Below are 13530 nucleotides of genomic sequence, written 5' to 3'. Positions count from 1 at the left end.
TTAAACCCAGAGGCCGCGCCGCGCCAGCCGAAAAAGGACGCGCGCGTGGCCTGCATAGCGGTCATTCCGGGTTACGGAACGGCGCTTTACGCCGCCCGCATATTGTTGAGGAACGCGTCGATCTCTCCGCGCAGCATGTCGGCTTCGCGGCGGAGTGCATCCGAAGCGCCAAGCACTTCGCTGGCCGCAGCACCCGCCTCGGCGGACGCCGTGGAGACGCCGACGATGTTGCTGGAGACCTCGCTGGTGCCCCCGGCCGCATGCTGGATATTGCGGGCAATCTCGCGGGTGGCCGCGCCCTGTTCCTCAACCGCAGCTGCGATTGTCGTGGTCACGTTGTCGATCTCGCCGATGATCCGGCCGATGCCCTGGATGGCGCCGACGGCAGAGGTCGTGACCTGCTGCATGCTGGCGATCTGGGTACGGATCTCCTCCGTCGCCTTCGCGGTCTGGCTCGCGAGGCTCTTCACCTCGGAGGCGACCACCGCAAAGCCGCGGCCGGCTTCGCCCGCGCGCGCTGCCTCGATGGTGGCGTTGAGCGCGAGCAGATTGGTCTGCGATGCGATGGTCTGGATCAGGTCGACCACGACGCTGATGCGGCTGGCGCTGTCGGCAAGGCTCTGCACCGTGGCGTCGGTGGCACCTGCTTCTTCGACCGCCTTCTTGGCGATCGCCGCCGAGGTGACGACCTGCTTGCTGATCTCCTCGATCGAGGACGAGAGCTGCTCGGTGCCGGCCGACACGGTCTGCACGTTGACCGAGGTCTCTTCGGCCGCAGAAGCGACCGCATTGACCAGCGCGTTGGACTGGTCGGCGGTGTTCGACATGCTCTGCGCGGTCGACTGCATCGAGTTGGCCGATTGCGCGAGATTGTCGAGCGCGGAACGCACCGCGCCTTCGAATTCGGCGATCTTCGCCTCCATCTGCGCGGCACGCTCGGCCTTGACGACACGATCCTTGTCCTGCTCGCTCGCAAGCGCCCGGGCCTCGATCATGCTGTCGCGGAACACCGTCAGCGTCTCCTTCATCGCGCCGATCTCGTCATTCTGCCGGGAGCGGACGATCTCGGTGTCGAGATCGCCGGCCGAGAGCAGCTGCATCGCGTGCTGAAGTTCGCGGATTCGGCGCAGGATGTTGCGCCCGACATAGAGCCAGACGAACAGCGCCGAGCCGATCAGCGTCAGCGCACCCAGCGCCAGCGTCGTCGTGGTGGCGAGCGAAATCTCCCGGCGGGCCTGGAAGGTCGACGCATCAGTCTCCTTCTGCACGCCGTCGACCAGCTGCTGCACGCTGATGCCGAGACCGACATTCAGTTTGCGGGTCTCATCCAGGATGGTCTGGCCGTAATCGATCGAGTCGAGCTCTTTCTCGCGGATCTTGAATACGCCGGTCTTGCCCTCGCCAAAGGCGAACAGCTTTTGCACGGCGTCGCGCACCGCCTGCATCGAGGGAATGTTCGGGAGATCCTCGAGGTTCGACTTGACGCGGTCGCGCGTCGTCTTGAACTCCTTCTCGATCGCCTCCAGCGTGTCGCTGCTGTTGGCCGAGAGCGCGGCCATCATGTCGGCGGCCATCAGATTGCCGTTGGCGGAGACGGTCGAGATCTGCGCGACGGTGCGGGCGGCTTCGGTGGCATCGTCCGCGGAGAGGTCGGCGGCGCCGAGGATCGCGTTCAGGCGGGTCTGCGCATCCAGCATCGCGGGACCGGCCGCGCCGGTGAAGGCGAGCTGGGATTTGCGCAGCGCCTCATACTGCTTGTCGTGCAGCGCGCCGGTGTCGAGCCGTTCGCGCGCGGCCGAGACCAGGCTCTGCGTTGCTTCGTCGATGCTCTTGGCGGTGTCGCGCAGCGCGGTTGCGGTCTGCTTGTCGGCGCCGAGCTCGATGATCTCGCCGAGCTTGGCCATGGCGAGTTGCTGGATTTCCTGCACCTTCTTGGTGCGCTCCTTCAGTGCCTCGTCGGACGGCGATGCCAGCAGACCCGGCCCCTGCGCCGCGAGCGTCGCGCTTTGCGAGGCGAGCTGAAGGCTTGCGGAGAGGCGCGGGATGTCGCGGCCGCTCAGATCCATCACGGTCGAGCCCAGATGGTTGAACACGAAGCCGGCGCCGGCTGCGATCACCAGGCCCATGCCTGCGATCACCGCGAAGGCTGCAAACAGGCTGCCGCGCAGGCCCATTTTCGGCATTTTGAAACGCGGCTTGAGACGACCAAGGAAACGGCCAACACTCAGACGGATCGCCATCGAAATTTCCCCACACCCGTGATCTCTTATATTTTCGGTGCAGAGTATCCGTGGGGCGGGTTAAAAAATCGCAAGTTGCACAATTGGTTGGCTTGTTCCGCAGAGCGAAAAAAGAAAGAGCCGGCAAAGCTGCCGGCCCTTGATAGCGAAGAGATTTTGACGCGCGATCAGTAGCGCGCGACGACCGGGCTCGCCCAGTTGAAGCGGTAGTTGACGCCCGCCTTGAAGGTATGGTCGTCGGTGGTGAAGTTGCCGGTGCCCGCCAGAGGGCCGCCAGTGAAGTGTGCGTCGCCGAAATTGTAGTACTGGTACTCGGCCTTGGCCGACCAGCTCGGAGCGAACATGTATTCGAGGCCGGCGCCGACGGTGTAGCCGTTGCGGTGATCGCCAGCGATGACGAAGGCCGCCGGCACGCCGCCGACCGTTACCTTCTCGTTGTTGTCCGAATAGGCGTAGCCACCCTTTACGTAGAGGAGGCCCGGACCCCAGGTGTAGCCGACGCGACCAGTGATCGAGCCGAGGCCGCGCTGGTCGTTGGTGTAGGCCACGCCGCCCGGGAACACCGCGCCGACATTGCCGGAGAGCCAGGAATACTGGGCTTCGGCGCCGATCACGAAGTTCGGGTTGACCTGCCAATCCGCACCGGCCTGCAAGCCGCCGAGGAAACGGCCGTTGCCGTTGTTGCCGGTGGAGAGGCCGCTGAAATTGTTGTCGCTGGAGAACGCGCCGCCGACATGTGCACCGATATAGAATCCGGTCCAGTTGTAGATCGGCGCGGCATAGGCCGGCGCAGCCTTGTTGTAATAGGGGCGGGCGCCGAGATCGGCACCGACGGCCGGCGCGGCCGCGCCCACCACGAGCAGCGCCACGGTTGCAAACAGAATCTTCTTCATAGTCCAAACTCCAACACTCAGGTCCCCGGCAGGCGCGCTTTCCGCGCCGTCGTTGGTTTTGCAGATAGCTTGCTTTTGACGAAAATGCTGTCACATGCATGGCACAGCGACGCCCAACCTAACTTATTGGGCTGCAAATGATTTTCGTACTTAATGTCGGCTTAAGAAGTGCTGAAGGAAGGCTTAATCTTGGAGTCTTCGGGTAACTTGCGCGCGCCTTTCATTAACCAAGACGCCGCCGCGCCTCGTCGCGCATCTGCGCGCGGAATGCCGCGCGCTTTGCGGGCCGGTCTTCCTCGCGCACGTCGTGGCGGTCGAAGATGTCGAACTTCTCCAGGATCGGATAGCGCTCGCTTGCCATCGCGAGCACGCGCAGCACCTTGGTTGCCTCCACGGTCGGACCGCTCACCTCCCAGCGCCTGATCGTGACGGCGCCGGTTGGCGCCGGCAGGCCGCACAGTTTTGCCATGTCGGCAACCGTGAGCTCCCGGCCGAGCACCTCGGACAGGTCGGCGCGCAATTGCTTCAGTTCAGGGCCGGTCATGTCACCTCGATACGCGAAGTCGTTGAGGTGAATGCACTAGCGCTGATTCGGGTCCATCCGAAGGCAGGCATGATCGTGGTAGTGTTTCCGCGCCGGTCGAGCGTCAGCGAGGGGAAATCGTATGCCCGTGTTCAAGCTGCCCCTGTCGGGGGATGTCGTCCAGTCGATCTATCCGTCATTCTTCAGTCCGACCGGTGGCCAGTTCGGTCTCGTCAACATCACCGTCGGGCAATCCTCGGCGCCTGATGTCGAGAAGGACGTGCTCTCCGACGTCGCCGGCTACGGCAAGCAGATCGGCCAGATCGCGGATGCTCTCCTCGCCGTGATCGAGCATCTGGAAACACATCCCGAAAACGTGCTCGCCGAGGACAAGGCGATCGCAGCCTTCAAGGAGCTGATGCATTCAGTCGCGACCGTGAAGGAGCGCCATGGCCGCAAGGCGTGCCGGCCGAAGCGGCGGTGATCCTTTGCAGCGTTGCTTCGGCACATTTGCGCATACACGGAGTTATGAACGGAGACCTCTGGAACTCCTCCGCTGAGTGAACAGATGGCGCAATGGGCCCGCAGTGAATGAAGGAATCAGCCATGACAAGCATCAAACTAGCGATTGCCACACTCATCACTGCCGGACTCCTTACCGCACCTTTTGCGGCTGAAGCGAAGAAGCACAGACCCAGCAGGCACTACACTACGAGCGTGATGGCCCCAACCTATGGAGGCTCCGGCGTGGCCGCGACGCAGCCTCGAGCGTACGGGGCGTCCGGACAGACGGTCGGGACCGTCACCGCGCCTTCGATCGGAACGTATAATTGGCCGTCGGTCGGCGTGACCAATTCAGTCCCGACCTGGAGCAACACCAACCCGAAGTAAAGAGGGCGCCTCTCTGCGCGAGAGACGACGACTTGCGGCGCCAGCAAATGCCGCCAATTCAGATGCTTCAGGATTTGGTGCGAGAAGCCGCACGATGCAAGGCCGGCTCAGACGCAGAGGTGATCGATACCTCCTGCGGCGAACGCTGCGCGATCCACCGCCGATATTGTCGCGTCCGGAATGCGGTGGCGACTTGTTGCAGGATCAATGCCCGTAGCGGCGACACTTTTGGATCAGGGCTTCCGCCTCGGCTCAATCGCCGCAATTGGAATTTGACGACGGCCATGTTCGCGAGTGAAGCCATGGTCTTGTTCTTCCAAATGATCGGCGGAAGCTGGTGTGCACTGTCTTGGCCGAGACGCCACTCGCGCGGCAAATGCGGGTCGATCGCCAGCGCCGTGCCGATGCCGACCATGTCGACGCCACTGTCGAGCACCTGATCGGCAATCGCGCGACGGCGGATGCCTCCGGTGATCATCAGCGGCATGCTGGCAACCGTTCTGATGTCGCGGGCAAAATCCAGAAAGTATGCCTCGCGGGCAAGCGTTCGGCCGTCGCGCGACTGGCCTTGCATCGCCGGCGCCTCGTAGCTCCCGCCCGAGAGCTCCACGAGGTCCACGTCGAGATGGTTGAGCATCTCCACCACCTGCCGGGCGTCATCGCTGCTGAATCCGCCGCGCTGGAAGTCGGCGGAGTTGAGCTTGACGGCGACCGCGAACCCCACTGATACCCGACCGCGAACGGCCCTCACGATCTCCAGCAGCAGGCGAGCCCGGTTCTCGAGCGAGCCGCCCCACGCATCCGTTCTTCGGTTGGTGAGCGGCGAAAGGAATTGGCTGAGCAAATAGCCATGAGCGGCGTGGATCTCCACTCCGGTAAATCCGGCCTGCTCTCCCAGTTGAGCCGTCCGCGCGAAACGCGTGATGACATCAGCGATGAGATCCTCGGTCATCGCCTCCGGCATGGCGAAGCGACTGGACATCTTGCCGAGGTCCATCGCCACGGCTGAGGGCGCCCATGTTTTCTGGCCAAGATTGGCCTGCATCTGGCGACCCGGATGGTTGATCTGAAGCCATACCTGCGCGCCGCTGGATCGGCCGATCTCGGCCCAGCGCCTGAACCTGTCCAAATGCCTGTCGTCCTCCAGCACGACGCCGCCCGGGCCCGTCATCGCGCGCCCGTCGACCATCACGTTGCCGGTGAGGATCAAGCCGGCCTCGCCATCTGCCCAGGACGCGTAGAGACGCATCAAGTCCTGCGACGGCGCCTGGTCCGCGTCGGCCATGTTCTCCTCCATCGCGGCCTTGGCGATGCGGTTGGGAATGACCGACCCATTGGGGAGCGTCAGCTTCTCGAACAGTTTCATGGAGCTCGTTTCATCGAAGAGTTGGCTTGATCGTGGCCCGACCCTACCCTTAAAGTTAACTTTAAGGTCAACCCCCGTTGAGGTCCGGTATGAGGATTGGAGAACTGGCGGCCCGCAGCGGCCTGACCGCGTCCCGCATTCGCTTTTACGAAGCGAGCGGCCTGATCAGTGCCGTCGAGCGCGGCGCGAACAATTATCGCGAGTACACGCCGGACGCGGTGCTGCTGCTGGAGATCATCACCAGCGCGCAGAATGCCGGATTCTCGCTTCAGGAGATTCGCCGCCTGATGCCGCCAAGGTTCGATGCAAAGTTCGATGCCTCGCACCATGACGAACTCGTGGGCGCGCTCAAGCGGAAGGTTGCCGAAATCGAGGCGCTGCGCGAGCGGCTGGCCGAGAGCCTGGAGCGTCTGCACGGCATCATCGACACCATCGAGAACAGGCCGGAAGGGTTGAGCTGCGGCGACAATGCGAAGCGGGTGATGACACGCTTTCGCAAACAGGGCGCGTCGGCGCCGAAGACGCGGAGAGCGCCCCGCGCGAGGTCGTCCTAGCGCGCGTCCGCGGAGCAATGCAACATCAGCCCTCCGCGCTGCCCGCCGCAATTCCGAACACGAGGCACGTCGTCGTCGCGTGCGCGAGCAGGCGGCCTTTTGCATCGGTGATGCGCGCTTCGGCGGTGGCGACGCGGCGGCCGGCGTTGAGCACGCGGCCTTCGGTGCGGATCACGCCGCTCGCTTCGCTCATGCCGCGCACGAACGAGATCTTGAATTCCAGTGTGGTGTAGCCGGTGCCCGCGGGCAGCGTGCTCTGCACTGCCAGACCCATTGCGGAATCCAGCAGGATCGCGGCATAGCCGCCATGCACCGAGCCGATCGGGTTGTAGTGGCGCATGCCCGGCACGCTGTGGATCACGACGATGCCGGGGTCGGCCGTGCAGTCGAACGGCTCGACCGTCTGCATGATTGGCGGCTCGGGCAATTGCCGCGCGAAGATCGCGCGGACGAAATCAAGGCCCGACATCGATGCCATCACCTCGATAGGTACGACGCCGTATTGAATTACCTGCTTGCTGGATTTGTCGTCCACCATCGCTCGCCCCCATGTCGCCATCCGCGGACTCGATGCGGGCATCATTCTTCAGAAGAATGGAGTTCCGGGTCAAGACCGGCAACGAGAACGCAACCCGCGAGCGGCCCTAAGCTCCCCGGCCTTCCTGTTTGCCAATCACGCAGCGCCATGCTGCCAGTCGTTCGGCCGGATGCTGGCGCATCCATTCGGCGAGCTGCGGCGCGCCCATCAGACAGGACTGCATCGAGACGTCGGCGAAGTCCGAGGTGGTGACGATCTGCTCGTGGCAATTGGCTGGAGAGGACAGGCTACAGAGCACGGCGATGATTTTGATCACGAGAGATTGCTCACGCCGTCACCGCCGATCGCCGCCTTGTCGTGCCGCACATTGACCGGATCAGCCGGCGGGAAGATGCTGTCATAGATCGCGCGTGCTTCCTGGATGAGGCGAACGCGTTCGCGCTCGGATTTTGAGACAAACTGAATAACCTGGCCCATGTCGGCCTCCAAATAGGTTGGTAGATTCATCATAAGATGACGAATATCATTCAATAGAGACATAGGGAGGGGGCTGCAGGTTTGCAGCTGCGCGGGTGGTCACGAGGGATAAAAAACCCGTGACTGCTTTGTTGTGGGGGCGGAACGGGATACCGGAACGATGCGCCGCCTCGCAGCGGCAGCGCGCACTCCTTCCGTCGCTGCATCGTGATGGAGTGTTGACCCCGCAGTATGACCGTGTCGTGGCACATTTTCGCGCGCGTGGAGTTGTAAGGTTGCCCAGTGCAGGAGCGGTTCGACGAACGGACGGCTGACGCGACTGAGGCTCCGCGCCGGAAAGGATCAGCCATGACAAGAACGAGACACTTCGTTGCCGCACTTATCGCCGTCGGATTTGCCGCATCGCCGTTTGCTGCAAGCGCGCAGACATCTGCGACGGGCGCACAAAGCAGCACGCACAGCACCCCCGGAGCGCCGGTGCAGCAAGGCACGATTGGAAATTCCGGGCAGACTGTCGGGACGGTGACGGCGCCGTCGGTCGGAACGTCTACTCAGCCCTCTGTCGGCGTGACCAACTCGGTCCCCACCTGGAATAGCACCAATCCCCGAGCCAAGTAGCAACCGCGATCGGCGGCCCTCACGCCGCCGGCGCGCGCACCTTCTGCCCCGGCACCGCCGCAAGCAGTTCGCGGGTGTAGGGATGCTCCGGCGCGGCGAAGAGCTGCCCCGTCGGCTTCAGCTCGACGATGGCGCCGCGCTGCATCACTGCGATGCGGTCGCAGATTTGCGCGGCGACGCGGAGGTCGTGGGTGATGAACAGCATCGAGAGTCCGAGGCGCGCCTTGAGGTCTTCGAGCAGCCTCAACACCTGCGCCTGCACGGAGACGTCCAGCGCGGAGACGGCTTCGTCGGCGACGATGATCTCCGGCTCGAGCGCGAGCGCACGCGCGATGCCGACGCGTTGGCGCTGGCCGCCGGAGAATTCGTGCGGGTAGCGATCGAGCGCGCCGGCGTCGAGGCCGACCATTTTGAGCAGATCGCGGGCGCGCTCGAATGCCACCTTCGGATCGGTACCGGCCGCGATCGGGCCGTCGGCGATGATGTGCCCGATCTTGCGGCGCGGATTGAGCGAGGCGAACGGATCCTGGAAGATCATCTGGATGCGATGGCGCTCGGCGCGTAGCGCCTTGCCGGAAAGTGATGTGAGGTCGGTCTCGCCGATCCGCACCGTGCCGCGATCGGCCTCGATCAGCCGCATCACCAGCCGGGCCACGGATGATTTACCCGACCCGGACTCGCCGACGAGGCCGAGCGTCTCACCCTTGAGGATCGTGAAGTTGACTTCGCGCGCAGCATCGACGCGGCGGTCTTCGCGAAACCAGCCGCCCGAGGTGACGTAGGTCTTGTCCAGTCCGATCACTTCGACGGCCTTGGCCTGGTCATCGAGCGGCTCGCGCGCCGGCGGGTCCATCGTCGGCACGGCGGCGAGCAGTGCCTTGGTGTAATCGTGCTGCGGATTGTTGAAGACGGTCGCGGCCGGGCCTTCCTCCACGACCTTGCCATGCCTGAGCACCACCACCTGGTCGGCGATATCTGCAACCACGCCGAAATCATGGGTGATGAACATCACCGCCATGTTGCGATTGCGCTGGAGGTTGCGGATCAGCTTGAGGATCTGCGCCTGCGTGGTGACGTCGAGCGCGGTGGTGGGCTCGTCTGCCACCAATACGGCCGGTTCGAGCGCGAGCGCCATCGCGATCATGGCGCGCTGGCGCTGGCCGCCGGAGAGCTGGTGCGGATAGGCGCGCACGATGCGCTCGGGGTCGGGCAGGCCGACCTCGCGGGCAAGCGACAAAGCCTTGGCGCGCCGGTCCCTCGGCGTGAGCAGGCCGTGGGCCTCGAACATCTCCGCCATCTGATCGCCGATCCGCATCAAAGGATTGAGTGCGGTCATCGGCTCCTGAAAAATCATCGCGAGCCGGCGGCCGCGCAGATCGCGCCAGCCATCGTCGTCGAGCTTGAGCAGGTCGCGGCCTTCGAACATGATCTCGCCGGAGGTGACCTCGACCGTATCAGGCAGCAGACCCATCAGCGCATGCGCGCACATCGATTTGCCGGAGCCGGATTCGCCGACCACGCAGACGATCTTGCCAGCCTTCAGGTCCAGCGAGATGCCGTCGACCGCGAACTGCCGCTCAGCGCTCTTGGGCAGCGCGATCCGCAAGTTCTTGATGGAGACGGTGGCGGGTGCGGTCATGGTCAACGCCCCTCGCGCGACAGCCGCGGATTGAGCGCATCGTTGAGGCCTTCACCGATCAGGTTCAGCCCGAGCACCGAGATCAGGATGGCGACGCCGGGAAACACGGTGATCCACCAGGCCTGCCGGATCACGGTGCGGCCAGCGCCGACCATGTAGCCCCAGGAGATCAGATTGGGATCGCCGAGGCCGAGGAATGACAGCGAGGATTCCAGCAGGATCGCAGTCGCGACCATCAGCGAGGCCAGCACGATCACCGGCGACAGCGCGTTGGGCAAAATCTCGCGGAGGATGATCCAGGTGTTGCTCTGGCCGGTGACGACGGCCGCCTGAACATATTCCCGCGTGCGCAGCGACAGCACCTCGCCGCGCACGAGGCGGGCGACCGGTGGCCAGCTCACCACCGCGATCGAGGTCACGATCGAATAGATCGAGGGTTGCAGGATCGCGACCAGCACGATCGCTAGCGCGAAGCTCGGAATGGTCTGGAAGAATTCGGTGAAGCGCATCAGGGCGTCGTCGACCTTGCCGCCGAAATAGCCGGCCATGGCGCCGATCGGCACGCCGACGATCAGTGCGACCAGCGTCGAGACGAGGCCGACCAGCAGTGACACCCGTGCGCCAAAGATCATGCCGGCAAAGACATCGCGGCCGAGCGCGTCGGTGCCGAGCGGCACGGTCGAGAGCGTGAAGGGCGGCAGGAACGGCCGCTGCACCATGCGCCAGGGCGAGTTCGGAAACAGCAGCGGTCCGAACACCGCAATCGCAATGGCGAGCAGCAGGATGACGAGCCCGATGACACCGCTCGGGCTCTTCAGCATCGATTTCCAGAACTGTTTCATGTGGCGTATTCGATGCGCGGATCGACCAGGCGATAGACCAGGTCAGTGATGAGGTTGAAGATCAAGACCATGACCGAGCAGGTCACGAAGACGCCGAGCAACAGATTGTAGTCGCGCTGGAGCAGCGCGTCGTACATCAGCCGCCCGATGCCGGGCCAGGCGAACACGGTCTCGGTGATGACGGCGCCGCCGATCAGCGTGCCGGCATGCACGCCGGCGAGCGTCACCACCGGCAACAGCGCGTTGCGCAACACGTGGCGGCGCTGAATCACGGCGTCCGAGAGGCCCTTGGCGCGTGCGGTCTTGACGAAGTCGAGCCGCTTCACCTCCAGCATGGAGGCGCGCGTCATGCGGGTGTAGGTCGCCATGAAGAACAGGCCGAGGGTCATCGCCGGCATGATCAGATGCGCGCCGACGTCGAGCACATGGGCAAGCCCGGTATAGTTGGCGCCGACCGTCTCGTAGCCGAAGCTCGGCAGCCAATCGACCGTGACCGAGAACAGCAGGATTCCCATCAGAGCCACCCAGAAGATCGGCATGGCGTAGAAGATCAGCGCGAAGACGGTGATGGCGGTGTCGAGAAAGGTTCCGGCAAAGCGCGCGGCGAAGGTGCCGAACAGCACGCCGAGCACGAGCGAGATCGTGAACGCCGTCAGCGTCAAAAGCAGTGTTGCCGGCAACCGCTCGAGGATCAGCTTCGATACCGGCGCCTGCTGCCGGAACGAGAAGCCGAGATCGAACGTGGCGATGCCCTTGACGTAGATGAAGAGTTGCTCGGGCAGCGGCTTGTCGAGGCCGAACTTTTCCCGTAGCTGCTGGACGAAGACCTGATCGCTGGCCCCGGCCTCGCCCGCCATCACGGCAGCGGGGTCGCCGGGTGCGAGCCGGATCAGGAAGAAATTGAGGACGACGATCGCGAGCAGGACGATCACGCCCTTCACGACACGCTGAGCGACGAAGGAGAGCATAGTTAGAACGACGCTTGTTTGACTTGAGTGCCACCGTGGTGACGGTGTGCTTCCTCTCCCGCTTGCGGGGGAGGGTTGGGGTGGGCGTGCTTCCGCAGAGGGGGTCTTCGAGTGGAGAGAGCCCCCACCCGCCGCGCTTGGGTCGATGCTTCGCATCGCCCGGCGCGCGTCGACCTCCCCCGCAAGCGGGAGAGGTGCACCTTTTCCGTGGCCGGAGCGGCAATCATTCGGCGAAAGCTATAGCAAGAAAGATCAGACGCGAAGCGCGCCATCACTTGTCGAGCCATGCGTCCTTGAAGCCGTCATTGACCCCGATTCCCGTGGTGATCAGGTTCTTGACCTTGCAACGCGTGATGGTCGGGAATTGCAGCTCGAGCATCCAGGCCACCGGCACGTCCTCGACCAGGATCTTCTGCGCCTTCTCGTAAATCTCCTTGCGCTTGGAATCCGGGGTTGCGACCGCGCCGTCGGCAAACAGCTTGTCGATCTCCGGATTGGAGTAGCCCTCGACATTGTTGAAGACCTGGCCCTTGGCGATCGCGCTGGAGACGTAATTGCGGCCGACGCCGAGCGCGGGATCGCCGTACTGGTAGAGATAGGTGAAGGCGATGTCGTAATCCCAGTCGCCGATCTTCTGGTTGCCACCGGCGACGTCGGTCGAGATCGTCTCGATGTTCATGCCGACGTCCATGAGGTTCTGCTTAACGGCTTCACCCCAGCGCTGCCAGGTCTCGCCATAGGCGAGCGGCAGGATGCGGATCTTCTCGCCCTTGTAGCCAGCTTCCTTCAGGAGCGCCTTGGCCTTGGCCGGATCGTACGGATATTTCGGCACGTCGTCGGTGTAGAACTTGATGGACGAGGCGGAGGGACCGGTGGCGACCTTGCCGAGCCCGTTCCAGATCACGTCCTTGGCGAAATCGCGGTCGATCGCATACATGACCGCCTGCCGCACCCGCTTGTCGGCGAGCGGACCCTGGCGGTTGTTCAGCCACAGCCAGGCCAGCGGCGAGAAGAACTCCCAGCCGGCGCCGGTGACGCAGGTGTCCTTCAGCTTGGACAGCCGCGGCACGTCAAAATTCTCGACCGAGCCGCCGGGCAGCACGTCCACCTTGCCGGTCTCATACGCCACCGAGCGCGCGGCGGCGTCGGGGATGATCTGCCAGTAGACCTCATCGAGATAGGGCTTGCCCTTCTCGTGGTAGTTCGGGTTCTTGACCATGCGAATGAACGAGCCCTTCTGCCATTCCTTGAACATGAAGGGGCCGGTACCGACCGGTGCGTTGTTGTAGGGATTGGTCTTCCAGTCGGTGCCTTCATAAAGATGTTTCGGCACCATCGGCATTGAGCCGACCTCGAAGATGCCGAGGAACGGGCCGAACGGCTGCTTCAGCGTGAACACCACGGTATAGTCGTCGGGCGCCTCGACCTTGTCGACCTGCACCAGGTTGGCGCGGGCGCGCGCATGCGTCTGCTTCAGCATCTCGATCGAGAACAGCACGTCGGCGGCGGTGAACGGCTTGCCGTCATGCCAGGTCACGCCCTTCTTGAGCTTGAACGTGTAGGTCTTGGCGTCCTCGCTGACGGTCCAGCTCTCGGCGAGCTCCGGCTGCGGCTCGAGCTTGGGGCTATAGCGCAGCAGGCCCTCGAAAATGTTGCCCGAAACCATCTGGGTCGGGCCGTTCTGGATCATCGCGAGCATCAGGCTGGGCGGCTCGGGCTGGATCACGGCATTGATCACGCCGCCCATTTTCGGCTCTTGCGCCAGCGCCGAGGCCGAGAGGCCGCAAGCCAGGAGGACACCAAGCAACACTCGTTTCGACATGTCGTATCTTTCTCAAGCGAGACCAGCCGTAAACGCTTCGCAACGTCCTCGCGCGCGAAACGACGGCCGGCCCATCCCAGTCCCCATCCACCATCCACCATCGAGGCTCACATAGTCTCATTCGGCGCCGCAAGATGAAAGTCTCAACAGTGTTCGCAC

The 13530-nt window shown here is 63.7% G+C and carries 15 protein-coding genes; 4 read left to right on the top strand and 11 right to left on the bottom strand.

Annotated features, from left to right (window positions below; genetic code table 11):
- Positions 1-86: 86 nt before the first annotated feature.
- The 3 genes from UB31_RS11435 to UB31_RS11425 all read right to left on the bottom strand — a co-directional run bounded on the left by UB31_RS11435 (position 87) and on the right by UB31_RS11425 (position 3677).
- The gene (locus UB31_RS11435) at positions 87-2240 is read right to left on the bottom strand and encodes a methyl-accepting chemotaxis protein (protein ID WP_045010964.1); all 2154 of its coding nucleotides are present in this window, start codon (positions 2238-2240) and stop codon (positions 87-89) included.
- Between the two features lie 167 nt (positions 2241-2407).
- Positions 2408-3133: an outer membrane protein gene (locus UB31_RS11430; RefSeq protein WP_045005648.1), complete on the bottom strand. Its 726-nt coding sequence runs from the start codon at positions 3131-3133 to the stop codon at positions 2408-2410.
- A 223-nt stretch (positions 3134-3356) separates the two neighbouring features.
- Positions 3357-3677 carry a hypothetical protein gene (locus tag UB31_RS11425; protein ID WP_045010963.1) on the bottom strand — a complete coding sequence of 107 codons (321 nt, stop codon included), beginning with the start codon at positions 3675-3677 and terminating at the stop codon, positions 3357-3359.
- Positions 3678-3798: 121 nt separating this feature from the next.
- Between UB31_RS11425 and UB31_RS11420 the strand changes: the two genes are divergently transcribed.
- A complete protein-coding gene (locus UB31_RS11420) occupies positions 3799-4140 on the top strand; it encodes a hypothetical protein (RefSeq protein WP_045005646.1) in 342 nt (113 codons plus the stop codon).
- Between the two features lie 122 nt (positions 4141-4262).
- Positions 4263-4547, top strand: coding sequence for a hypothetical protein (locus tag UB31_RS42515; protein ID WP_082078490.1), 285 nt, complete (start codon positions 4263-4265; stop codon positions 4545-4547).
- 67 nt (positions 4548-4614) lie between these two features.
- On the opposite strand, the gene UB31_RS11415 is transcribed toward UB31_RS42515, so the two are convergent.
- Positions 4615-5913, bottom strand: coding sequence for an NADH:flavin oxidoreductase/NADH oxidase family protein (locus tag UB31_RS11415; protein ID WP_082078489.1), 1299 nt, complete (start codon positions 5911-5913; stop codon positions 4615-4617).
- Positions 5914-6002: 89 nt separating this feature from the next.
- Between UB31_RS11415 and UB31_RS11410 the strand changes: the two genes are divergently transcribed.
- Positions 6003-6467 (top strand): MerR family transcriptional regulator, encoded by a 465-nt coding sequence (locus tag UB31_RS11410; RefSeq protein WP_045010962.1) that lies wholly within the window; start codon positions 6003-6005, stop codon positions 6465-6467.
- 25 nt (positions 6468-6492) lie between these two features.
- On the opposite strand, the gene UB31_RS11405 is transcribed toward UB31_RS11410, so the two are convergent.
- The 3 genes from UB31_RS11405 to UB31_RS42135 all read right to left on the bottom strand — a co-directional run bounded on the left by UB31_RS11405 (position 6493) and on the right by UB31_RS42135 (position 7482).
- Positions 6493-7005, bottom strand: a complete 513-nt coding sequence (locus UB31_RS11405; protein WP_045005642.1) for a PaaI family thioesterase — start codon at positions 7003-7005, stop codon at positions 6493-6495.
- 106 nt (positions 7006-7111) lie between these two features.
- Positions 7112-7321 (bottom strand): hypothetical protein, encoded by a 210-nt coding sequence (locus tag UB31_RS11400; RefSeq protein ID WP_045005640.1) that lies wholly within the window; start codon positions 7319-7321, stop codon positions 7112-7114.
- On the bottom strand, positions 7318-7482 hold the full coding sequence (locus UB31_RS42135; RefSeq protein WP_197087341.1) for a hypothetical protein: 165 nt from the start codon (positions 7480-7482) through the stop codon (positions 7318-7320). Before UB31_RS42135 ends, UB31_RS11400 begins: the two co-directional genes overlap by 4 nt.
- Positions 7483-7830: 348 nt before the next feature.
- Between UB31_RS42135 and UB31_RS43015 the strand changes: the two genes are divergently transcribed.
- Entirely contained in the window at positions 7831-8100 is a 270-nt protein-coding gene (locus UB31_RS43015; RefSeq protein WP_082078488.1) for a hypothetical protein, read from the top strand.
- A 19-nt stretch (positions 8101-8119) separates the two neighbouring features.
- Here UB31_RS43015 and UB31_RS11390 read toward each other — a convergent pair whose 3' ends face one another.
- The 4 genes from UB31_RS11390 to UB31_RS11375 form a co-directional block, all read right to left on the bottom strand.
- A complete protein-coding gene (locus tag UB31_RS11390; RefSeq protein WP_045010961.1) occupies positions 8120-9739 on the bottom strand; it encodes an ABC transporter ATP-binding protein in 1620 nt (539 codons plus the stop codon).
- Positions 9740-9741: 2 nt separating this feature from the next.
- Positions 9742-10581 carry an ABC transporter permease gene (locus UB31_RS11385; RefSeq protein ID WP_045010960.1) on the bottom strand — a complete coding sequence of 280 codons (840 nt, stop codon included), beginning with the start codon at positions 10579-10581 and terminating at the stop codon, positions 9742-9744.
- A complete protein-coding gene (locus UB31_RS11380; protein WP_045010959.1) occupies positions 10578-11549 on the bottom strand; it encodes an ABC transporter permease in 972 nt (323 codons plus the stop codon). Before UB31_RS11380 ends, UB31_RS11385 begins: the two co-directional genes overlap by 4 nt.
- 271 nt (positions 11550-11820) lie before the next feature.
- Positions 11821-13371, bottom strand: coding sequence for an ABC transporter substrate-binding protein (locus UB31_RS11375; RefSeq protein ID WP_045005630.1), 1551 nt, complete (start codon positions 13369-13371; stop codon positions 11821-11823).
- Positions 13372-13530 lie beyond the last annotated feature (159 nt).

Origin of the sequence: Bradyrhizobium sp. LTSP849 (assembly GCF_000938255.1) — a bacterium.
Lineage (GTDB): Bacteria > Pseudomonadota > Alphaproteobacteria > Rhizobiales > Xanthobacteraceae > Bradyrhizobium.
This window is presented reverse-complemented; position numbering and strand designations above follow the sequence as displayed.

Bases quoted from the DNA above. Each gene is read 5' to 3' on its own strand.
- UB31_RS11435 (WP_045010964.1), bottom strand. From the start codon at position 2,240: ATGGCGATCCGTCTGAGTGTTGGCCGTTTCCTTGGTCGTCTCAAGCCG.
- UB31_RS11430 (WP_045005648.1), bottom strand. From the start codon at position 3,133: ATGAAGAAGATTCTGTTTGCAACCGTGGCGCTGCTCGTGGTGGGCGCG.
- UB31_RS11425 (WP_045010963.1), bottom strand. From the start codon at position 3,677: ATGACCGGCCCTGAACTGAAGCAATTGCGCGCCGACCTGTCCGAGGTG.
- UB31_RS11420 (WP_045005646.1), top strand. From the start codon at position 3,799: ATGCCCGTGTTCAAGCTGCCCCTGTCGGGGGATGTCGTCCAGTCGATC.
- UB31_RS42515 (WP_082078490.1), top strand. From the start codon at position 4,263: ATGACAAGCATCAAACTAGCGATTGCCACACTCATCACTGCCGGACTC.
- UB31_RS11415 (WP_082078489.1), bottom strand. From the start codon at position 5,913: ATGAAACTGTTCGAGAAGCTGACGCTCCCCAATGGGTCGGTCATTCCC.
- UB31_RS11410 (WP_045010962.1), top strand. From the start codon at position 6,003: ATGAGGATTGGAGAACTGGCGGCCCGCAGCGGCCTGACCGCGTCCCGC.
- UB31_RS11405 (WP_045005642.1), bottom strand. From the start codon at position 7,005: ATGGTGGACGACAAATCCAGCAAGCAGGTAATTCAATACGGCGTCGTA.
- UB31_RS42135 (WP_197087341.1), bottom strand. From the start codon at position 7,482: ATGGGCCAGGTTATTCAGTTTGTCTCAAAATCCGAGCGCGAACGCGTT.
- UB31_RS43015 (WP_082078488.1), top strand. From the start codon at position 7,831: ATGACAAGAACGAGACACTTCGTTGCCGCACTTATCGCCGTCGGATTT.
- UB31_RS11390 (WP_045010961.1), bottom strand. From the start codon at position 9,739: ATGACCGCACCCGCCACCGTCTCCATCAAGAACTTGCGGATCGCGCTG.
- UB31_RS11385 (WP_045010960.1), bottom strand. From the start codon at position 10,581: ATGAAACAGTTCTGGAAATCGATGCTGAAGAGCCCGAGCGGTGTCATC.
- UB31_RS11380 (WP_045010959.1), bottom strand. From the start codon at position 11,549: ATGCTCTCCTTCGTCGCTCAGCGTGTCGTGAAGGGCGTGATCGTCCTG.
- UB31_RS11375 (WP_045005630.1), bottom strand. From the start codon at position 13,371: ATGTCGAAACGAGTGTTGCTTGGTGTCCTCCTGGCTTGCGGCCTCTCG.